The organism is Agromyces mangrovi (assembly GCF_030296695.1).
GTDB classification, from domain to species: Bacteria; Actinomycetota; Actinomycetes; order Actinomycetales; family Microbacteriaceae; genus Agromyces; species Agromyces mangrovi.
In genome coordinates this window covers 116221-136940 of record NZ_AP027737.1, presented here as the reverse complement: position 1 = coordinate 136940, position 20720 = coordinate 116221, and the positions used below count along the sequence as shown (strand labels likewise).

Annotated in this window: 19 protein-coding genes, 2 tRNA genes, 1 pseudogene and 1 riboswitch; of the genes and pseudogenes, 15 read left to right on the top strand and 7 right to left on the bottom strand. The window is 73.2% G+C overall.

Annotated elements, in window-relative coordinates:
- Positions 1-4: 4 nt before the first annotated feature.
- Complete coding sequence (locus QUE38_RS00665; protein WP_286309656.1) at positions 5-1015, bottom strand: alpha-amylase family protein; 1011 nt, start codon at positions 1013-1015, stop codon at positions 5-7.
- Positions 997-2046: an alpha-amylase family glycosyl hydrolase gene (locus tag QUE38_RS00660; protein ID WP_286309655.1), complete on the bottom strand. Its 1050-nt coding sequence runs from the start codon at positions 2044-2046 to the stop codon at positions 997-999. Before QUE38_RS00660 ends, QUE38_RS00665 begins: the two co-directional genes overlap by 19 nt.
- Before the next feature lie 66 nt (positions 2047-2112).
- Between QUE38_RS00660 and QUE38_RS00655 the strand changes: the two genes are divergently transcribed.
- The 15 genes and pseudogenes from QUE38_RS00655 to QUE38_RS00585 all read left to right on the top strand — a co-directional run bounded on the left by QUE38_RS00655 (position 2113) and on the right by QUE38_RS00585 (position 17132).
- Complete coding sequence (locus tag QUE38_RS00655) at positions 2113-3351, top strand: cysteine desulfurase family protein (RefSeq protein ID WP_286309654.1); 1239 nt, start codon at positions 2113-2115, stop codon at positions 3349-3351.
- A gap of 68 nt (positions 3352-3419) precedes the next feature.
- Positions 3420-3614 (top strand): hypothetical protein, encoded by a 195-nt coding sequence (locus QUE38_RS00650; RefSeq protein WP_286309653.1) that lies wholly within the window; start codon positions 3420-3422, stop codon positions 3612-3614.
- A gap of 58 nt (positions 3615-3672) precedes the next feature.
- The gene (mnmA, locus tag QUE38_RS00645) at positions 3673-4845 is read left to right on the top strand and encodes a tRNA 2-thiouridine(34) synthase MnmA (protein WP_286309652.1); all 1173 of its coding nucleotides are present in this window, start codon (positions 3673-3675) and stop codon (positions 4843-4845) included.
- A 140-nt stretch (positions 4846-4985) separates the two neighbouring features.
- A complete protein-coding gene (gene ligA, locus QUE38_RS00640; protein WP_286311585.1) occupies positions 4986-7328 on the top strand; it encodes an NAD-dependent DNA ligase LigA in 2343 nt (780 codons plus the stop codon).
- A 55-nt stretch (positions 7329-7383) separates the two neighbouring features.
- Positions 7384-7683, top strand: a complete 300-nt coding sequence (gene gatC / locus QUE38_RS00635; RefSeq protein ID WP_286309650.1) for an Asp-tRNA(Asn)/Glu-tRNA(Gln) amidotransferase subunit GatC — start codon at positions 7384-7386, stop codon at positions 7681-7683.
- Positions 7680-9215: an Asp-tRNA(Asn)/Glu-tRNA(Gln) amidotransferase subunit GatA gene (gatA, locus tag QUE38_RS00630; RefSeq protein ID WP_286309648.1), complete on the top strand. Its 1536-nt coding sequence runs from the start codon at positions 7680-7682 to the stop codon at positions 9213-9215. Before gatC ends, gatA begins: the two co-directional genes overlap by 4 nt.
- A complete protein-coding gene (gatB, locus tag QUE38_RS00625; protein ID WP_286309647.1) occupies positions 9215-10732 on the top strand; it encodes an Asp-tRNA(Asn)/Glu-tRNA(Gln) amidotransferase subunit GatB in 1518 nt (505 codons plus the stop codon). The genes gatA and gatB overlap by 1 nt, the downstream gene beginning before the upstream one ends.
- A gap of 97 nt (positions 10733-10829) precedes the next feature.
- On the top strand, positions 10830-11417 hold the full coding sequence (locus tag QUE38_RS00620) for a hypothetical protein (protein ID WP_286309646.1): 588 nt from the start codon (positions 10830-10832) through the stop codon (positions 11415-11417).
- A gap of 55 nt (positions 11418-11472) precedes the next feature.
- Entirely contained in the window at positions 11473-12735 is a 1263-nt protein-coding gene (locus QUE38_RS00615; RefSeq protein WP_286309644.1) for a DNA polymerase IV, read from the top strand.
- 74 nt (positions 12736-12809) lie between these two features.
- Positions 12810-13157, top strand: coding sequence for a GerW family sporulation protein (locus QUE38_RS00610; RefSeq protein ID WP_286309643.1), 348 nt, complete (start codon positions 12810-12812; stop codon positions 13155-13157).
- Between the two features lie 35 nt (positions 13158-13192).
- Positions 13193-13303, top strand: a riboswitch (TPP riboswitch).
- A 38-nt stretch (positions 13304-13341) separates the two neighbouring features.
- A complete protein-coding gene (locus QUE38_RS00605) occupies positions 13342-13977 on the top strand; it encodes an ECF transporter S component (protein WP_286309642.1) in 636 nt (211 codons plus the stop codon).
- Between the two features lie 13 nt (positions 13978-13990).
- Positions 13991-15447, top strand: a pseudogene (locus QUE38_RS00600) (ABC transporter ATP-binding protein).
- Positions 15444-16226, top strand: coding sequence for an energy-coupling factor transporter transmembrane component T family protein (locus QUE38_RS00595; protein WP_286309641.1), 783 nt, complete (start codon positions 15444-15446; stop codon positions 16224-16226). The pseudogene QUE38_RS00600 and the gene QUE38_RS00595 overlap by 4 nt, the downstream one beginning before the upstream one ends.
- The gene (locus QUE38_RS00590; RefSeq protein ID WP_286309640.1) at positions 16219-16851 is read left to right on the top strand and encodes a nucleoside/nucleotide kinase family protein; all 633 of its coding nucleotides are present in this window, start codon (positions 16219-16221) and stop codon (positions 16849-16851) included. The genes QUE38_RS00595 and QUE38_RS00590 overlap by 8 nt, the downstream gene beginning before the upstream one ends.
- A gap of 23 nt (positions 16852-16874) precedes the next feature.
- Positions 16875-17132 (top strand): hypothetical protein, encoded by a 258-nt coding sequence (locus tag QUE38_RS00585; RefSeq protein ID WP_286309639.1) that lies wholly within the window; start codon positions 16875-16877, stop codon positions 17130-17132.
- A 60-nt stretch (positions 17133-17192) separates the two neighbouring features.
- Here the strand turns inward: QUE38_RS00585 and QUE38_RS00580 are convergent, their stop codons facing one another.
- The 5 genes from QUE38_RS00580 to QUE38_RS00560 all read right to left on the bottom strand — a co-directional run bounded on the left by QUE38_RS00580 (position 17193) and on the right by QUE38_RS00560 (position 20659).
- Positions 17193-18443, bottom strand: a complete 1251-nt coding sequence (locus QUE38_RS00580) for a D-alanyl-D-alanine carboxypeptidase family protein (protein ID WP_286311893.1) — start codon at positions 18441-18443, stop codon at positions 17193-17195.
- Between the two features lie 23 nt (positions 18444-18466).
- Entirely contained in the window at positions 18467-18820 is a 354-nt protein-coding gene (locus QUE38_RS00575; protein WP_286309638.1) for a metallopeptidase family protein, read from the bottom strand.
- Positions 18821-18848: 28 nt separating this feature from the next.
- A tRNA-His gene (locus tag QUE38_RS00570) sits at positions 18849-18924 on the bottom strand.
- A 49-nt stretch (positions 18925-18973) separates the two neighbouring features.
- Positions 18974-20476: an oligoribonuclease gene (gene orn / locus QUE38_RS00565; protein ID WP_286309637.1), complete on the bottom strand. Its 1503-nt coding sequence runs from the start codon at positions 20474-20476 to the stop codon at positions 18974-18976.
- Between the two features lie 110 nt (positions 20477-20586).
- A tRNA-Arg gene (locus QUE38_RS00560) sits at positions 20587-20659 on the bottom strand.
- Positions 20660-20720: the final 61 nt, after the last annotated feature.

Sequence of the window (20720 nt, the reverse complement as noted above, 5' to 3'; positions counted from 1 at the left end):
CCCCTCAGTGCGCCCGGAAGACCTGGATCGACGCGGGCCGCACCCGCACCGGGTCGCCCGGCCGACGCTCGCTGACCTGGCGCGACGGCGTGTCGCGGCTCGAGTCCCAGAGCCGCGTGTAGCCCTCGACGCCCTCGTGCGCGGGCAGGGTGACGCGGGTCCCGCGATCGCGACCGTGCAGCACGAGCAGCACGCGGTTGAACGGCTCGGTCTCGGGGGTCGACGCCGCCAGGTACTGCAGGGTGCGCCGCTTCGGATCCTCCCAGTCGTGGGCCGACATCGGCTCGCCGTGCACGTTGTACCAGTCCATCTGGGTCGCGCTCGGCGTGGTCTCGCCCGGGCGGCCGTACCGTACCGGCCGCAGCGCCGGATTCTCGCGTCGCAGCCGGATGAGGTGGCGCGCGACCCGCAGCAGGTCGTCCTCCCACGGCTCACGCTCCCAGTCGAACCAGGTCAGTTCGCCGTCCTGGCAGTACGCGTTGTTGTTGCCGCGCTGCGAGCGCCCCCACTCGTCGCCGGCCGTGAGCATCGGCACGCCCGCCGACAGCAGCAGCGTGCCGAGCAGGTTGCGCATGCTGCGACGTCGGTCGGCGAGCACCGCCTCGTCGTCGGTCGGCCCCTCGACGCCGTGGTTGAACGAGCGGTTGTCGTTCGACCCGTCGCGGTTGTCCTCGCCGTTGCCGAGGTTGTGCTTGACGTCGTAGGCGGTCAGGTCGGCGAGCGTGAAGCCGTCGTGCGCCGTGACGAAGTTGAGGCTCGCGAGCGGGCCGCGATCCGCCGCGAAGGTCTGCGCCGAGCCGGCGACGCTCGTCGCGAGCGGACCGATGCCCGAGACCTGCTCGCGCCGCCGCTGCCGGCGCAGGTCGCCGAGCCAGAAGTCGCGGATGCGGTCGCGGTAGCCGTCGTTCCACTCGCTGAAGCCCGCGGGGAAGTTGCCGGTCTGCCATCCGCCCCAGCCCACGTCCCACGGCTCGGCGATGAGCTTCGACGCGCCGATCACCGGGTCGTCGAGCATGCCGCGCAGCAGCGGGTGGTCGGGGAGTACCCGCCGTGGTCGCCGCGGCCGAGCGACGTGGCCAGGTCGAGCCGGAACCCGTCCACGCCCACCTCGTCGGCCCAGTACCGCATCGAGTCGAGCGCCATGCGCACCGGCGCCCGTCCGCCGTAGTACACGGTGTTGCCGCATCCGGTGCTGTCGACGTACGCGCCGTGCGCGTCCTGCCGGTAGTAGCCCGCGTTGTCGATGCCGCGCAGGTGGTACACGGGGCCGTTCGGGCCCTCCTCGGCCGTGTGGTTGTAGACGACGTCGAGCACGACCTCGAGCCCCGCCTCGTGCAGCAGCTTCACCATGCCCTTGCATTCGCGGAGCACCGCGTCGGGGCCGGCCGCCTGCGCCGCCGGGCTCGCGTAGGCCGCGTGCGGGGCGAAGAAGCCGAGCGTGTTGTACCCCCAGTAGTTCGTGAGGCCCTGGGCGAGCAGCCGCTGCTCGGGCACGAACGCGTGCACGGGCAGCAGCTCGACGGTCGTGACCCCCAGGTCGCGCAGGTAGGCGATCGACGACTCGTGCGCGAGGCCCGCGTAGGTGCCGCGCAGCTCGGGCGGCACGTCGGGGTTGCGCCGGCTGAAGCCGCGCACGTGCGTCTCGTAGAGCACGGTGCGGTCCATGGGGATGCGGGGCTTCGACGACGAGCCCCAGTCGAAGCCGCCGTCGACGATCGCCGAGCGCCAGCCGTCGCCGGGCACGCGCACCAGGCCGCGGGCGTACGGGTCGAGCAGGCGCCGTCGACGGTCGAAGGCGTGGTTGGGGCCCGTCGGGCCGTCGACGCGCAGCGCGTACAGCCGACCGGTCCGCAGCTCGGGCGACTCGGCGGTCCACACGTCGTGCGCGTCGCGCGTCATCTCGATGGACGCGATCGACCACGCGGCATCCGCCGCGTCGTAGACCTCGCACCGCATCGAGGTGGCCGAGTGCGACCAGACGCGCAGGCGTCCGCCCTCGGCGGTCGCGCGAACGCCGAGGTCGTGCAGCGCATCGCCCGACGTCATGCGATCTACAGTAGTTCGCGAGACCGGGTGCCCCGGCGCACCCGAGCCGCAGGGGAGGTGGGCGTCATGACCGTCTACCTCGACCATGCCGCGACGACCCCGATGCTGCCCGAGGCGATCGCCGCGCTGACCGACGCGCTCGGGCGCGTGGGCAACCCCTCGTCCATCCACGCCGCCGGGCAGGAGGCGAAGCGCCTGCTCGAGGGTGCGCGCGAGACCATCGCCGCGACGCTCGACTGCGACCCCATCGAGGTCGTGCTCACGGGCGGCGGCACCGAGGCCGTGAACCTCGCGATCAAGGGCCTGTGGTGGGCCAGGCAGTCGGATGCCCCTGAGCCGGTCGGCCCCGGCCCTGCGCGCCCGCGCGTGCTGATGCCGGCGGGGGAGCACCACGCCACGATCGACACGGTCGAGTGGCTCGAGGCGCACGAGGGCGCCGTGGTCGAGGAGATCCCGCTCGACGCGCTCGGCCGGGTCGACGTCGATGCGTTCGCCCGCGCGCTCGCGCGCTCGCCCGAGACGATCGCCCTCGCCACGATGCTGTGGGCCAACAACGAGGTCGGCACGCTCCAGCCGGTGGCCGAGGTCGCGGCGCTCGCCGCGGGCGCCGGGGTGCCGCTGCACGTCGACGCGATCGCCGCCTACGGGCACGTGCCGGTGCGGTTCGCGGCGACGCGTGCGGCGAGCGGGTCGAGCGAGGCGGGACTCGTCGCGCTGAGCGTGTCGGCGCACAAGATCGGCGGTCCGGTGGGGGCGGGCGCGCTCGTGCTGGCGCGGTCGGCGCGGGTCGAGCCGCTGCTGCACGGCGGCGGACAGCAGCGGCGCATCCGCTCGGGCACGCAGGACGTGGCGGCCGCGGTGTCGTTCGCCGCAGCGGCATCCATCGCCGCCGACTCCCTCGACGCCGAAGCCGCTCGCGTGTCGGCGCTGCGCGACCGCCTCGTGGCGGGCGTGCGCGAGGCCGTGCCCGACGCGGTGCCGAGCGGCGACCCGGTCGACCGGCTGCCCGGCAACGCGCACTTCGCCTTCCCTGGCTGCGAGGGCGACTCGCTGCTGTTCCTGCTCGACATGGCGGGCGTCGCCGTCTCGACCGGATCGGCCTGCCAGGCGGGCGTCGCCGAGCCCTCGCACGTGCTGCGGGCGGTGGGGCGCAGCGAGGCCGACTCGCGCGGGGCGCTGCGCGTCACGCTCGGCCGCACCACGACCGACGCCGACGTCGACGCGTTCCTCGCCGCGCTGCCCGCCGCCCACGAGGCGGCCGCCCGCGCCGGCCTCGCCGCGCGCGCCACCTCCTTCGACCGCTGACCTGGTTGCGTGCGCTTCGGCGGGCGCACTACGTTCGGCGGGAGGAACCCCACGAAGGGAGCACCATCATGGACATCCCCTGGTTCGCCTGGATCGCGATCGTGGCGATCATCGCGGTCTTCACCTACGCGAGCATCGGCATCGTCTCCAAGAACCGCGCCTCGGGTCGTGAGGCGGACGAGCGCCAGCGACAGCTCGCCGCCGACGTCGAGGCGCTGCAGCGCCGGGTCGAGTCGCTCGAGGCCGGCCGACCCCGCGCCTGACGCGCGCGCCGGGCGCTCGTCGGGCGGCCGTTCAGGGGCCGCTCGTACACTGGGGCGCATGAAGGTTCTCGCGGCGATGTCGGGCGGCGTCGACAGCGCCGTCGCTGCGGCGCGCGCGGTGGAGGCCGGCCACGAGGTGGTGGGCGTGCACCTCGCGCTGAGCCGCATGCCCGGAACCCTGCGCACCGGCAGCCGCGGCTGCTGCACCATCGAGGACTCGATGGACGCCCGCCGCGCGGCCGACCTCCTCGGCATCCCGTTCTACGTCTGGGACTTCTCCGAGCGCTTCAAGGACGACGTCGTCGACGACTTCATCGCCGAGTACGCCGCCGGCCGCACGCCGAACCCGTGCATGCGCTGCAACGAGCGCATCAAGTTCGCCGCGCTGCTCGAGAAGGCGCTGGCGCTCGGCTTCGACGCGGTCTGCACGGGCCACTACGCCACCATCGAGACGGATGCCGCGGGGCACCGCGAGCTCCACCGCGCGAGCGCCGAGGCGAAGGACCAGTCCTACGTGCTCGGCGTGCTGACGGCCGACCAGCTCGCGCACGCGATGTTCCCGCTCGGCGACACCCCCTCGAAGGACCTCGTACGCGCCGAGGCCGCCCGCCGCGGTCTCGCGGTGGCGCAGAAGCCCGACTCGTACGACATCTGCTTCATCCCCGACGGCGACACCAGCGCGTGGCTCGCCGAGCGGGTCGGCACGGCGCCCGGCGACATCGTCGACCGCACCGGCGCCGTGGTCGGCAGCCACGACGGCGCGCACGCGTTCACCGTGGGGCAGCGCCGGGGCCTCCGCCTCGGCACGCCCGCGCCCGACGGCAAGCCGCGCTTCGTGCTCGACGTGCGCCCCAAGGAGCGCACGGTCGTCGTCGGCCCCCGCGAGGCGCTCGCGATCGCCGAGATCGCCGGCTCCCGCTTCACCTGGGCGGGCCAACCGCCCGCCGACCCGACCGAGACGTTCACCTGCGAGGTGCAGATCCGTGCGCACGCCGACCCGGTGCCGGCCATCGCCCGGGTCGCGCTGCGGGCGACGGATGCCTCGGACGACGCGTCGGACGCGACGGCATCGGCCGACTCAGCGGCATCCGTCATCGAGCTCGTGATCACGCCCGACTCGCCGCTCGACGGCGTCGCGCCCGGACAGACCGCGGTCGTCTACGTCGGCACGCGCGTGCTCGGCCAGTGCACCATCGACCGCACGGTGAGCGCCGTGCCGGTCGGCGTGTAGGCGCTGCCGATCCGACCGCGACGCCGGCTCGCGTCGGCTCGCGGCGGCCGCACGCGCGGGGTCGCGGTGTCGGCCGCCTTCCCTAGGATTGCCACGTGAGCGAGACGGCATCGAGCAGTGTTCCCGGTGACATCGAGGCGATGGACTTCGAGGCGGCGCGGGCCGAGGCCGAGCGTCTGTCGGAGCGCATCGACGCCGCTCGGCGGGCGTACTACGCCGACGGCGACTCCCCGCTGTCGGATGCCGCGTACGACGAGTCGTACCACCGCCTGGAGGCGCTCGAGCGGGCGTTTCCCGAGCTCGCCGGGCAGGACAGCCCGACGCAGCAGGTGGGTGCCGCGGTCGTCGCAGCCGGGTTCCCCGAGCACGAGCACGCCGAGCGCATGCTCAGCCTCGACAACGTGTTCTCGGTCGAGGAGTTCCGCGAGTGGGCGGGGAAGGCCGAGGCGGCCGCGGGCACCGCGGTGCGCTGGCTGACCGAGCTGAAGATCGACGGGCTCGCGATCAGCCTCGCCTACCGCGACGGCGTGCTCGAGACCGCGACGACTCGCGGCGACGGCAGGGTCGGCGAGGACATCACCGAGAACGTCGAGCTCATCCCCGCGATCCCCAGGCGGCTCAGCGGCAGCGGGTTCCCGGCGTTCTTCGAGGTGCGCGGCGAGGTGTTCCTCAGCACGGCCGACTTCGAGGCGCTGAACGCCCGCCAGCGTGAGCTGCAGGCCGAGTACGAGGCGGCCGAGCTCGCGAAGGGGCGGCCGGCCGAGAGCATCCCCACCCGATTCGCCGAATTCGCCAACGCCCGCAACACGGCGGCCGGCAGCCTCCGCCAGCGCCGTGAGAACAAGAACGCATTCGAGCGCGAGCTGATGCGCGACCGGCTCGGCCGCCTGGCGCTGTACCTGCACGGCATCGGGGCCTGGAGCGAGCCGCCGGTGGCCGCGCAATCCGAGATCTACGACCTGCTGGCGTCGTGGGGGCTTCCGGTGTCGCCGTACGCGCGCGTGTTCGACGCGATCGACGGCGTGGCCGGGTTCATCGAGCACTGGGGCGAGCACCGGCACGACGTCGAGCACGAGATCGACGGCATCGTCGTGAAGGTCGACGACCTGGCGCTGCACGCCGAGCTGGGCGCGACGAGCCGCGCCCCGCGCTGGGCCATCGCGTACAAGTACCCGCCCGAGGAGGTGCACACGAAGCTGCTCGACATCGTCGTCGGCGTCGGCCGCACCGGACGCGCCACGCCGTACGCGGTCATGGCGCCCGTGAAGGTCGCGGGTTCGACCGTGCGGCAGGCGACGCTGCACAACCAGGACGTCGTGAAGGCCAAGGGCGTGCTGATCGGCGACACCGTGGTGCTTCGGAAGGCCGGCGACGTGATCCCCGAGATCCTGGGCGCGGTCGAGCAGCTGCGCGACGGCACCGAGGTCGAGTGGCAGATGCCCGAGGCCTGCCCCGAGTGCGACACCACGCTGCGGGCGATGAAGGAGGGCGACATCGACCTCCGCTGCCCCAACGCGCGCGCCTGCCCGGCGCAGGTGCGCGGCCGCGTCGAGCACATCGGTTCGCGCGGTGCGCTCGACATCGAGGCGCTCGGCGAGGTCACCGCGGCCGCGCTCACGCAGCCCGAGGTGCCCGAGGTGCCGCCGCTCGTCACCGAGGCCAGGCTGTTCGACCTCACCGTCGATGAGCTCGTGCCCATCGAGGTGATCGTGCGCGACGCCGAGACCGGCGAGCCGAGGCTCGACGAGTCGACCGGCGAGCCCGTGCGTCGGGCACCGTTCCAGAAATGGAGCGCGGCGACGTACCCGCCGGGCACGGAGGACCTGACCCCCGCGGAGCGCCGGGCCGCGGGCATCCGCAAGAACCACCGCGAACTGCTGCCCTCCGAGGCGGCAACCCGACTCGTCGACGAGCTCGACCGGGCGCGCACGAAGCCGCTCTGGCGGCTGCTCGTGTCGCTGAACATCCGCCACGTGGGGCCGGTGGCGGCGCGCGCGCTGACCGACCACTTCGGCTCGCTCGACGCGATCCGCGGGTCATCGCGCGAGCAGCTGGCCGAGGTCGACGGCGTCGGGCCGACCATCGCCGACTCGCTGCTCGACTGGTTCGAGGTCGACTGGCATCGCGAGATCGTCGACCGGTGGACGGCCGCGGGCGTGCAGTTCGCCACCCCGGGGCATCCGGGGCCGGGGGCCGCCGCGGAGGCCGGTGGCGTGCTCGCGGGGCTCACGGTGGTCGCGACCGGCACCCTCGACGGGTTCAGCCGCGAGGGCGCGAAGGAGGCCATCATCGCCGCCGGCGGCAAAGCCGCGTCGAGCGTGTCGAAGAAGACCGACTTCGTCGCCGCAGGCCCGGGCGCGGGCTCCAAGCTCGCCAAGGCCGAGGAGCTCGGCGTGCGCGTGCTCGACGCCGCGCAGTTCGCCGTGCTGGTCACCGACGGGCCCGACGCGCTGCCGCCGCTGGAGCAGGCCCCGGCGGACTGATCCGCGCCCCGATAGAATCGCTGACGCATCCCCCTCCCCGACACGACGGAGCAGTATGTCCGACATCACGGCGGAGCAGGTCGCGCACCTCGCGAACCTCGCCCGCATCGCGCTCACCGACGACGAGGTGACGAGCCTCACGAAGGAGCTCGGCCAGATCATGCACGCGGTCGAGCAGGTGAGCGAGGTGGCGACGCCCGACGTGCCGGCGACCAGCCACCCCATCCCGATGCAGAACGTCTTCCGCGACGACGTCGTCGGCGCGACGCTGACCCCGGCCGAGGCCGTGGCGGGCGCGCCCGAGCACGACGGCTCGCGGTTCAAGGTCTCGGCGATCCTGGGGGAGGAGCAGTGAGCCGGGACCTGACCCGGCTCGGGGCATCCGCCCTCGCCGACGCCCTCTCCTCGGGCGAGGTGAGCGCCGTCGAGGCGACCCGCGCCCACCTCGACCGCATCGAGGCGGTCGATTCGTCGGTGCACGCGTTCCTGTACGTGGCGACGGATGCCGCGCTGGCCGACGCCGAGCGCATCGACCGTGCGCGCGCCGCCGGCGAGCCCCTCGGGCCGCTCGCGGGCGTGCCCATCGCGATCAAGGACGTGCTCGTCACCAAGGACATGCCGTCGACCGCCGGCTCCCGCATCCTCGAGGGCTGGATGCCCCCGTACGACGCGACGCCCGTGGCACGCGTGCGCGAGGCGGGCATGGTGCCGCTCGGCAAGACGAACATGGACGAGTTCGCCATGGGCTCGTCGACCGAGCACTCGGCCTACGGGCCCACCTACAACCCGTGGGACCTCGAGCGCATCCCCGGCGGCTCCGGCGGCGGCTCGGCCGCGGCCGTCGCGGCGTTCGAGGCGCCGCTCGCCCTGGGCTCCGACACCGGCGGCTCCATCCGCCAGCCCGCGCACGTGACCGGCACGGTCGGCGTGAAGCCCACCTACGGCGGCGTGAGCCGCTACGGCTCGATCGCGCTGGCCTCCTCGCTCGACCAGGTCGGCCCGGTCACGCGCACGGTGCTCGACGCCGCGCTGCTGCACGACGTGATCGGCGGGTACGACCCGCACGACTCCACGTCGATCCCCGACCCGTGGCCGTCGATGGCCGACGCGGTGCGCAACGCCGACGTGCAGGGCCTGAAGGTCGGCGTCATCCGCGAGCTCGACGGCAAGGGCTTCCAGCCCGGCGTGCTCGCGCGCTTCCACGAGGCGCTCGCACTGCTCGAGCGCAACGGCGCCGAGATCGTCGAGGTGAACACCCCGCACTTCGAGTACGCGATCGCCGCGTACTACCTGATCCTCCCCGCCGAGGCCTCCAGCAACCTCGCGAAGTTCGACTCCGTGCGCTTCGGCCTGCGGGTCACGCCGCCCGGCGGCGGCACCGTCGAGGAGGTCATGGCCGCGACCCGCGAGGCCGGCTTCGGCCCCGAGGTCAAGCGCCGCATCATCCTCGGCACCTACGCGCTATCGGCCGGCTACTACGACGCCTACTACGGCAGCGCCCAGAAGGTGCGCACGCTCGTGCAGCGCGACTTCGACCAGGCGTTCGCGTCGGTCGACGTGCTCGCGTCGCCCACCGCGCCGACCACCGCGTTCAAGCTCGGCGAGAAGCTCGACGACCCGCTGGCGATGTACCTCAACGACGTCGCGACCATCCCGGCGAACCTCGCAGGAGTGCCCGGCATCTCGCTGCCGTCGGGCCTCGCCGACGAGGACGGCCTGCCCGTGGGCATCCAGTTCCTCGCCCCCGCGCGTCAGGACGCACGCCTGTACGGCGTGGGCGGTGCCCTCGAGCGCCTGCTCGAGGCGGAGTGGGGCGGTCCGCTGCTCGACCGCGCGCCGTCGCTCGCACCCAATGAGATGACCGCCGCCGAGGAGGGTGCCGTCTGATGGCCCGCGCAGAACTGATGGACTTCGACAAGGCCCTCGAGCTGTTCGAGCCGGTCATCGGCCTCGAGGTGCACGTCGAGCTGAACACCGTCACGAAGATGTTCTCGCCGGCACCCAACCCGGCGAACGCCGCGTACCACGACGCCGAGCCCAACACGCTCGTCTCGCCGGTCTGCCTGGGCCTGCCCGGGTCGCTGCCGGTCGTGAACGGCGACGCGGTGCGCAAGTCGATCAGCCTGGGCCTCGCGCTCGGCTGCGACATCGCCCGGTCGAGCCGCTTCGCCCGGAAGAACTACTTCTACCCCGACCTCGCGAAGGACTACCAGATCTCGCAGTACGACGAGCCGATCGCGCACGACGGCGAGGTCGAGGTCGAGATCTCCGACGGCCGTGTGTTCCGCGTGCCCATCGAGCGCGCCCACATGGAGGAGGACGCCGGCAAGCTCACCCACATCGGTGGCGCCACCGGTCGCATCCAGGGCGCCGAGTACTCGCTCGTCGACTACAACCGCGCCGGGGTGCCGCTCGTCGAGATCGTGACGCGGCCCATCTTCGGTGCCGAGGCGGATGCCCCCGAGGTGGCGAAGGCCTACGTGTCCACCATCCGTGACATCGCCCTCTCGCTCGGCATCTCGGAGGCGCGCATGGAGCGCGGCAACCTCCGCTGCGACGCCAACGTCTCGCTCCGCCCGCGCGGGCAGGAGGCGCTCGGCATCCGCACCGAGACGAAGAACGTGAACTCGTTCCGCTCGATCGAGCGCGCCGTGCGCTACGAGATCCAGCGCCAGGCGGCGATCCTCGCCAAGGGCGGCTCCATCACGCAGGAGACCCGCCACTGGCACGAGGACACCGGCACCACGAGCCCGGGCCGCCCGAAGTCCGACGCCGACGACTACCGGTATTTCCCCGAGCCCGACCTGCTTCCGGTCGTGCCGTCGGCCGAGCTGATCGAGGAGCTGCGCGCCGCGCTGCCCGAGCCGCCCGCCGCCCGCCGTCGGCGGTTGAAGGCGGAGTGGGGCTTCACCGACCTCGAGTTCCAGGATGTCGCGAACGGCGGCCTGCTGAACGAGGTGGCCGAGACCATCGCCGCGGGCGCCACGCCCGCGGCCGCCCGCAAGTGGTGGACGGGCGAGCTGACCCGCCTCGCCAACGCGGCCGACACCGACGCCGCGAGCCTCGCGACCCCCGCACAGGTGGCCGAGCTCGCCGCGCTGGTCGAGGCCGGCACGCTGACCGACCGGCTGGCCCGTCAGGTGCTCGAGGGCGTCATCGCGGGCGAGGGCTCGCCGCAGGAGGTCGTCGACGCCCGCGGGCTCGCGGTCGTCTCCGACGACGGTGCGCTCATCGCGGCGATCGACGAGGCGCTCGCGGCCCAGCCCGACGTGCTCGCGAAGATCCGCGACGGCAAGGTGCAGGCGGCCGGTGCCGTCATCGGCGCGGTCATGAAGGCCATGCGGGGCCAGGCGGATGCCGCGCGCGTGCGCGAGCTCGTCCTCGAGCGCGCCGCCGCCGAGTAGTCCACTCGTGGCCGGCTGAGGGGCGACTCCCAGCCGGCTCAAGGCTGCCCTGCCTAGGGTGGCTCTTCCATCGACCCCGCACGGAAGCGAGACGACCATGGGATTCCTCGACCGACTGCTCGGCCGCGACGAGCCGCAGTACGCCGCATCCACCCCGCCGCGCGCGCCGGGGCGACAGCCCATGTCGGAGGATGAGCTCGCGGTCGAGCGCTACCGCTACCTCCTGCGCACCGCGCCGCCCCAGGCCGTGGAGGAGGCGCACAACGAGGCATTCGCGAAGCTGACGCCCGAGCAGCGCCGACTCGTGTACCAGCGGCTCCGCGACGAGGCCGCCGCGGGCGATGCACCGACGAGCGACCAGCCCGCCGACCTCGCCCGTGCGGCCACGCGCTCGGAGCTGCGCGAGCCGGGTTCGATGGAGCGCGCCTTCTCCGACCGCGGGTCGAATGGCGGGCCGTCGTTCGGCGCCATGTTCGGCAGCTCGATGCTCGGCACCATCGCCGGTTTCGTGATCGGCTCGGCGATCGCCAACGCGTTCCTGCCCGATGCGTCCTCGTTCGACGCCGGGGCGACCGACGCCGGGGCGACCGACGCGTCGGCCGACGCATCCGGCGGCGACTGGGGCGGCGACGCCGGCGGATTCGGCGACTTCGGGGGCGACTTCGGCGGGGACTTCGGGTTCTGATCCCGGGCCGGGCGACGTCGCGCCTCGCGACGGCGGTCGGCGATACCCTCGCACCATGAGCAGGCAGGACGGCAGCGGCCGGCAGGTCACGACCGGTCCGGTCGACGACTCCGGCACGCCGATCCTGCACGTCGACATGGACGCGTTCTTCGCGTCGGTCGAGCTGCTGCGCCGACCGGAGCTGCGCGGCAAGCCGGTGATCGTGGGTGGCGGCGGCCAGCGCGGCGTCGTGTCGGCGGCCAGCTACGAGGCGCGCAGGTACGGCGTCTACTCGGCGATGTCGATGGCCCTCGCGCTGCGCAAGTGCCCGAACGCCGTCATCGTGCCGGTCGACATGCCCCGGTACGCGGCCATCTCGAAGCAGGTCATGGCCATCTTCGAGGAGGTCACCCCGTACGTCGAGAAGCTCTCGATCGACGAGGCGTTCCTCGACGTCGGCGGTGCCCGGCGCCTGCACGGCTCGCCCGCCGAGATCGCATGGACGATCCGCACGCGGGTGCGCGAGGAGCTCGGGCTGCCGTGCTCGGTCGGCGTGGCCGCCACGAAGTTCGTCGCGAAGGTGGCATCCGGCCGAGCCAAGCCCGACGGCCTGCTCGTCGTGCCCGCCGACCGCACCCTCGAGTTCCTGCACCCGCTGCCCGTCTCGGCGCTCTGGGGCGTCGGCAGGGTCACCGAGGAGTCGCTCGGCCGCCTCGGCCTGCGCACGGTCGCCGACGTCGCCCAGACGCCGCTCGACGCGCTCGAGCGCGCGGTCGGCCCGGCGGTCGGCCGCAAGCTCCACGCGCTCGCGAACGGCGTCGATCCGCGCGACGTGTCGACGCACCACGTCGAGAAGAGCATCGGCCACGAGCAGACGTTCCGGCACGACCTGACCGACCCCGAGGAGATCCGCCGGGTGCTGCTGCGCCAGGCGGAGGACGTGGCGGTGCGCCTGCGCCGCGCGGGCCTGCTCGGCCGCACGGTCGTGCTCAAGCTGCGATACACCGACTTCCGCACCGTGACGCGCTCGCGCACGCTGGGGGAGCCGACGGATGTCGCGAAGCGCATCTACGACGAGGTGTGCCTCGCGCTCGACGGGCTCGACCTCGACGGCGATCGCGTGCGGCTGGTCGGCGTCCGCGCCGAGCAGCTGCGCCCGTCGGGCGCCGCGGCGAGCCTGTGGGACCCGGACGAGGACTGGCGGCAGGCGGAGCGCACGGTCGACCGGCTCACCGAGCGGTTCGGCCGAGGAGCGGTGCGCCCGGCGGCGCTCGTGCGCCGAGGCGAGCACGACCGCGTGGAGCCGCAGCGCGGGCAGGTCGACCCGTTTCTCGGCTGAACGGCCGCTTCGGCGGCATCCGATCGCCCCTGCACCCTAGCCCGACCCGGCAGCGGCGGAGTAGCGTGGCCGCCATGGCTGATCTCGCGCTCGAACTCTCGAAGGCAGCCGGCGACGCCGGCATCAAGACCGTCTACGGCGACCCCGTCACGATCGAGGGCACCACGCTCATCCCGGTCGCGCTCGCGTACTACGGCTTCGGCGCGGGCACCGCCGAGGGCGAGGCGACCGGCTCGGGCGGCGGCGGCAAGGGCAGCGGCGGCGGTGGCGGCGGGCTCTCCATTCCGGTCGGCGCATACGTGGGCAAGGACGGCGAGACGCACTTCGAGCCGAACGTGATCTCGCTCCTCGCCGTCGGCATCCCGTTCGTGTGGGTCGCGGGCAACGCGCTCGCCAAGCTCATCAAGGTGCTCAAGAAGTAGCATCCGGCGGGCCCGCCCGAGCGCGGGTCTATACTCGTGTCGAACACGGGAGTCCGGTGAGCCGGGCTGAGAGGAAGGTTCTCCAACCTTCGACCGTCGAACCTGATCTGGATCATGCCAGCGCAGGGAGGCAGACACCATCTCATTTCCCGTGCCGCTTTCACTGACAGAAAGGGCACGAACAGTGCACGCAACCACGTCCACCACCCCCTCCACCGGCACCGGGCGACCCGCCCGCTCGCTCCGCTGGCGCGTCGTCGACATCGTCGTCGCCAGCGTCGTGGGCGTCGCCGTCGGCGTCGTCTTCTGGGCCTGGGGCCTCGCCTGGAACGGCGTCAGCGCGCCGATCGAGGCGCTCCTGCCCGGCCTGCAGGCCGCCCCCGCCGCGGTCTGGCTGATCGCCGGCGTGCTCGGCGCGCTCATCATCCGCAAGCCGGGCGCCGCGATCTACACCGAGACCGTCGCCGCCGTCGTCTCCGCGCTCATCGGCAGCCAGTGGGGCGGGTTCCTGACGATCGAGGCCGGCCTCGTGCAGGGCCTCGGCGCGGAGCTCATCTTCCTGCTGTTCCTCTACCGCAAGTGGAACCTGCCCGTCGCCCTCCTCGCCGGTGCCGGCGCGGGCCTCGCCATGGCGATCAACGACCTCGTGCTCTGGTACGCGGGCGCCGCGCCGGCGTTCGCCGCGATCTACACGGTCTCCGCGGTCGTCGGCGGCGCGCTGATCGCCGGTCTGCTGTCCTGGCTCGCGGTGCGCGGACTCGCGTCCACGGGAGCGCTCAGCCGCTTCGCGGCAGGTCGCGAGGCGCGGATCGCCGACTGAAGTGACCCGAGACGTGTCACGTGCCGCCACCCCGGCCGCGGTGCGAGCCGCCGGCTGGGGGTGGCGGCACGCCGGCCGCCGCTCCTGGGCGATCGACGACCTCGACCTCGACATCGACTCGGGGGAGCGCGTGCTGCTGCTCGGCGCCTCGGGCTCGGGCAAGTCCACCCTGCTGCACGGCCTCGCCGGGGTGCTGGGCGGCGAGGAGGAGGGCGACGCGCACGGGTCGCTGCTCGTCGGAGGCGCGCCCGCTGCGGCCGGCTCGGCGGCGCTCGTGCTGCAGGACCCCGACGCGCAGGTCGTGCTGGCCCGGGTCGGCGACGACGTGGCATTCGGATGCGAGAACATCGGCGTGCCCCGCGACGAGATCTGGCCCCGTGTGCGCGAGGCGCTCGACGCAGTCGGCCTCGACCTGCCGCTCGACCACCCGACCTCGCACCTCTCGGGCGGGCAGAAGCAGCGCCTCGCGCTGGCCGGTGCGCTCGCCATGCGACCCGGCCTGCTGCTGCTCGACGAACCGACCGCGAACCTCGACCCGGTCGGGGTGCGTGAGGTGCGCGACGCCGTCGACCGCGTCACCCGCGAGACCGGGGCAACCCTCGTCGTGGTCGAGCACCGCGTCGACGCCTGGCTGCCCGTGATCGACCGGGTCGTCGTGCTCGGCGCCTCGGGCGGCGTCGTGGCCGACGGGCCGCCCGATGCCGTGCTCGCCGATCGAGCGACGGAGCTCGCACGCGACGGCGTCTGGCTGCCGGGCCGCCGGCTGCTGCCCGACCACGAGCCCCGTCCGGCCGGTGCCGTGCTGCTCGATGCCGCGGGGCTCGCCGTGGGCCGCGATCCGTCCGTGGTCGTGATGGGCGGGCTCGACCTCGCGGTGCGCGCCGGCAACGCGCTCTGCGTCACCGGTCCGAACGGCGTCGGCAAGTCGACCCTCGCGCTCACGGTCGCGGGCCTCATCCCGCCGGTCGGCGGCCGGCTCGGGGCATCCGCCCCCTCGCCCGCGGAGCCGACCCGGCACCGCACCGATGGCGCTCGAAGCAGCTGCTCTCGCGCATCGGCACCGTCTTCCAGGACCCGGAGCACCAGTTCCTCACCGGTCGCGTGCGCGACGAGCTCGCCGTCGGGCCGCGCGCGCAGAAGGTGCCCGACGCCGAGATCCGGCAGCGGGTCGACGACCTCTTGGTGCGCCTCCGGCTCGACCGGCTCGCCGAGGCGAACCCGTACACGCTCTCGGGCGGGCAGAAGCGGCGGCTGTCGGTCGCGACGGTGCTCGCCTCGCGCCCAGACGTGCTCGTGCTCGACGAGCCGACGTTCGGGCAGGACGCGACGACCTGGGCGGAACTCGTCGGGCTGCTCGGGGCGCTGCGCGACGAGGGGCACGCGATCGTCGCGGTCACGCACGACGAGCAGGTGGTCGACGCCCTCGCCGACGAGCGGCTCGACCTCGCCCCGCTGGAGGTGCCCGCATGAGCCTGCTCGACGCCCGCGGCGGCACGACCTGGGTCGGCCGGCGCAACCCGGTCGCGAAGGTCGCGGCGACCGTGCCGCTCAGCCTGGCGCTGCTGCTCACGCTCGACCCGGTTTCGGCGGGCACGGCGATCGTGCTCGAGCTGCTGCTGTTCTGGGCGGCGGGGCTCGGTGCGCTGGTCTGGTCGCGGCGCACCGCCGTGGTGTGGATCGCGGGTCCGCTCGCGGGGCTCAGCATGGTGCTCTACGGTCGCACCGGCGGCACGGTCTACTTCGAGTGGGGCCTGATCCAGGTCTCGCAGGGGTCGATCGAGATCGGCCTCTCGACGGCCGCCCGCGTGATCGCCATCGCGTTGCCCGCGGTGGTGCTGTTCCTCACCATCGACCCGACCGACTTCGCCGACGGGCTCTCGCAGACGCTGCGGCTGCCCGAGCGATTCGTGCTCGGCGCGCTCGGGGCGCTGCGCCTGGTGGGCCTGTTCATGGACGATTGGCGCGCGCTCGCGCTGGCGCGCCGGGCGCGCGGCGTGGGCGACCGCTGGATCGTGCCGCGGCTCGTCGGCCAGGCCTTCGGGCTGCTCGTGCTCTCCATCCGGCGCGGGTCGAAGCTCGCCACCGCGATGGAGGCGCGCGGGTTCGGCGCCGACATCGCGCGGTCGCACGCGCGCGAGGTGCACTTCGGCGGCGCCGAGGTGGTGCTCATCGCCATCGGCGCGGTCGTGGCGGCGGCGTGCGTGGTCGTGGCCGTGGCATCCGGCAGCTGGAACTTCATCCTTGGCTGAGCGACTTGCCCCCGCGGTGGCGGCGCGACGGCTCGCGGCGTTCCTTCGTTCGCGGCCGTCGGCGACTGTCGTCGTCGACGGCCCGAGCGGTGCCGGCAAGTCGAGCCTCGCCGACGCGATCGTGGCGGCGGCCGGGTCGCTGCCGGTGGACCTGCTGCGCCTCGACGCGATCTACCCGGGGTGGGACGGGCTCGCCGCGGGATCGCGCGCGGTGCGCGACGGCGTGCTCATTCCGCGCGCCCGCGGTGCCGCGGGCTCCTGGCGCCGCTGGGACTGGCAGCGCGACCGCCCCGCCGAGTCCCACCTCGTGCGCCCCGGCGGCCGCCTCGTCGTCGAGGGCTGCGGCGCCTTCGCCCGCCCGATATGCCTTCCAGACCCGTCGAATACCTGCGTTCCGGGGCCTGAGAACGCAGGGAATCGACGGGTCTCAGCACCGCGGGTGGTGCGGGTGTGGATGGTCGCGGGGGAGGATGCCCGGAGGCGGCGCGCGCTCGAACGCGACCGGGGCGGGTTCGATCCGTTCTGGGACACCTGGGAGCGCCAGTGGCGCGCCTACGTGTCGGCCGCCGCGCCGGAGCACCACGCGGACCTCGTCGTCGACGGCGCCTGGCCGTTCCCTCGCTGAGCGCCTGGGACTACGGTGGGCTCATGAACGCGAGCAATGAAGCCGTGCGCTACACCGCGGAGTTCGTCGACGGTCCGCTCGAGGGACAGTCGGAGCAGCGGATCCTGGTGGGCGGCGAGTACGAGCGGCGCGTCGGCATGATGGCCGCGGTCGACGGGCTGGAGTCGCTCTTCTGGTACGACGCCATCGACGAGCGGGACGTCGCCGGGATGGTGCACGTGCGGTACCGCTTCGACGCGGACGACTCCGACCCGGTCGAGTCCGACGACGAGAACGACTGACCGGCGATCGCGCGGTCGAGCTCGGAGCGACGCCGCCCGTCGTGACGACGCCCGCGCGACTCAGCCCGCGAAGAACGCGTCGAGCATGAGCGACGGGTGGGTGAGCCGCCAGATCGGGCCCGGGTCGGTGATCGCCGCGTCGAGCTCGAGCGCGGTCGTCACATCGCCGTCGGCCGTCGGCACGGTGACGCTGCCCACCTGGTCGCCGGGCGAGCCGGTGCTGAACGGCTCCACGACCACCTCGGGCTCGCCGCTCGCGTCGTTCCACGCGGGCTGCGTGCGGTCGCTCGCCGCGACCCCCTCGGCGCGATCGCCCCAGGGCGCGGTGAGGATCGCGTAGGTGTCGCCCTCGGCGATCACGGTGACCTCCTCGTCGACGACGCGCAGCTCCTCGATCGCGGTCGTGACGGCCGGGTCGAGCGTTTCGTAGTCGGGCATGCGCAGGAATGCGCCCGACAGCATCCGCACGTCGTCGCCCTGCCCGAACGTGGTCAGGAACACGAAGCAGAGGCCCGCCTGGTTCGTGAACGATCGCGACAGACCGCGCACGCCGTCGGACTCGAGGTGCGCCGACACGTCGGGGATGGTCCGCTCGCCGAACGTGCGCTCATCCGCGGTGGCGAGGATGTCGACGAGCGCGGGCTCGACCGCGACGTACGCGCCCAGGCGAGCGGCATCCGCCGCCGTGCCCATGTTCTCGTCGCTCAACCCGGTCGCGTCGACCACGACCGAGTCGGCGAGGCCGTGCTCGGCGAGCCATGCGTTGCCGGCGATCGTGTAGCCGTCGACCGAGCCGAACGCCCACCGGGCGAGCCCGTCGGCGTGGTTGTTGCTCGATCCGAGCAGGACGGCACGGAGCATGTCGCGCATGGTCCAGGTGTCGCCGGGCGAGGTCGGCACCGTGCGGGCGCCGGCGTCGCGGTAGTCGAGGTAGGCCTCGTAGTCCGCGGGGGTGATCGGCACGTCGGGGCCGGGCTCGCCGGCCGCGAGGGGCTGCGCCTCCAGCACCGTGAGGGCGAGCACGAGCTTCGCGACGCCCGCGAAGGGAACGGCCTCCTCGAGGCCCGCCTCGGCGAGCGTGACCGACTCGGCGGCCGTCTCGGGGGAGTCGGGGTCGACCACGACCACCGCGGACGCGCCTGCCTCGGGGAGCTCGACCGACACCGATCCGGCCGCCTGGGCGCCGGGGTCGACGGCCTGCACCGACACCCTCGGCAGCGGCCCGAGGAGCGTGGCCGGCCCGTAGAGACCGAGCGCGATGATCGCGAGCGCGCCGAGGGCGATGAGCACTGCACGCAGGGGACCGGGCATCACCCGATGATCGTACCCGCGGATCAGGCCCAACCCAGTTCGTGCAGCCGCTCGTCGTCGATTCCGTAGTAGTGCGCGATCTCGTGCACGAGCGTGACGTGGATCTCGTCGCGCAGCTGGTCGAGGTCGTCGCACGCCGCGAGCAGCCCGAGACGGTACAGCACGATGCGGTCGGGCATCTCGCCGAAGCCGTAGCGGTCGCGCTCGGTGACCGCGACGCCCTCGTACAGGCCGAGCAGGTCGAGGGAGCCGTCCTCCGGCGTCTCCTCGACCACGAACACGACGTTCTCGAGCCCGTCGACCATGTCGTCGGGCAGGGCGTCGAGCTCGTCCACGACCAGCTGCTCGAAGGCGTCCTCGTCGAGTTCGACGGCCATCAGCGCTCCTCGCGGGGAGGGGGAGAAGTGGGGTGAGTAACGGGGCTTGAACCCGCGACCTCCTGGACCACAACCAGGCGCTCTACCAACTGAGCTATACCCACCATGCGGACCCGCTCGACGCACGCCGAACGAGGCAACTCGACGACTTTACTACACCTTTGCTGTGAACTCGTTCACGACGGCCTCCGAGATCTTCGCGAGCTCGTCGCTGGTCGGCCCGGGGTCGGCGACGAAGACCGCGCGCCGGTAGTAGCGCAGCTCGCGGATCGACTCGAGGATGTCGGCGAGGGCCCGGTGGCCGCCGTTCTTGGCCGGCGCGTTGAAGTACACGCGCGGGAACCAGCGGCGGGCGAGCTCCTTGATCGACGACACGTCGACGTTGCGGTAGTGCAGGTGCGCGTCGAGGCGCGGCATGGACTTCGCGAGGAACATGCGGTCGGTGCCGATCGTGTTGCCCGCGAGGGGCGCCTTCTGCTCCTCGGGCACGTGCGCGAGCACGTACTCGAGCACCTCGTACTCGGCCTCGGCGACGCTCTTGCCGCCCGGGATCTCCTCGATGAGGCCCGACTCGGTGTGCATCTTCCGCACGAAGTCGCCCATGTGCTCGAGGGCGGATGCATCGGGCTTGATGACGATGCTGAGGCCGGCGTCGACCGGCTCGAGGTCGTAGTCGGTGATCACCACGGCGATCTCGACGAGTTCGTCGACCTCGAGGTCGAGGCCCGTCATCTCGCAGTCGATCCAGACGAGGCGATCACCCGAGGTTCCCATGCGATCGAGTCTAGTGCGGCCCGCCGTCGGCGAACCCTGCGGGCCCCGCGGCACGGGCGGTCCCGGCGGGCAGCACGGGCGCCGGGTAGGGACGCTTGGGGGCGCGCCCGTCGCCGCTCGAGATGCGACGCATGCGCCGGCCGATCCACGGCAGCGCGTGCACGACGAACCAGCGCGGGAGCGACATCGGCGCCTGCGGGGGAGCGGCACTGGTTCGGTGATCGGCGACGGCCCCGGCCCGGGCATCCGCTCGGACGGCTCGGACGCCTCGGCGTACGGCACGCCCAGCGAGTGGGACGCGCGGCGCGCCAGCACCCGGTGGCCGGCGGTGCTGAGGTGCACGCGGTCCTCGGCCCACATCGACGGCTGCTGGAACTCGGACGTGCCCCAGACGTCGAGCACGGCGGCGCCGTGGCGCCGTGCGATCGTCCAGACGTGGGCGTTGAACACGGCCGCGCGCCCGCGGAACGGCCGCAGGAAGAACGCGAACTGCGGGTCGAAGCAGTTCGCGAGCAGCACGCTCGCGCCGCTCCGCCGGAGCCGCATCACGACGTCCTCCAACTCGCCGGCGACCGTGTCGGGGTCGGCGGTGGGGCTCATCAGGTCGTTGCCGCCGATCATCACCGAGACCAGGTCGGCCTCGACCTCGATCGCCCGCGGGACCTGGCTGCGGGCGGCGTCGCCGATGCGGCTGCCGCGCAGGGCGAGGTTGGCGAACTCGAACCGTTCACCGGCGAGGCGGGCGTGCCCGTCGAGGATGATGGCCAGGCGGTCGGCCCACCCCAGCCATTCGTCCTCGCCGCGGGCCCCCGCCGGATCGCCGAGTCCCTCGGTGAGGGAATCTCCGATCGCCACGTAGCGGTGCCAGCTGTGCGTCTCCACGTCGCCATGCTCGCGCGGGCGGGTGACCTGCGGGTGACGCGTCGACACCCGCTTCCCAAGGTTCGCGGACCGTTCGCCCGACGTACACCGGAGCGTCGGGTCCGCGGCGGTGCCCCCGGCAGGACTCGAACCTGCGACCGACAGATTAGAAGGCTGCTGCTCTATCCGCTGAGCTACGGGGGCCGGCCCGTCAAGCCTACCGGGAGCCTCCGGTGCGTCCGGTGCGACCGGTCGGCGACGGATG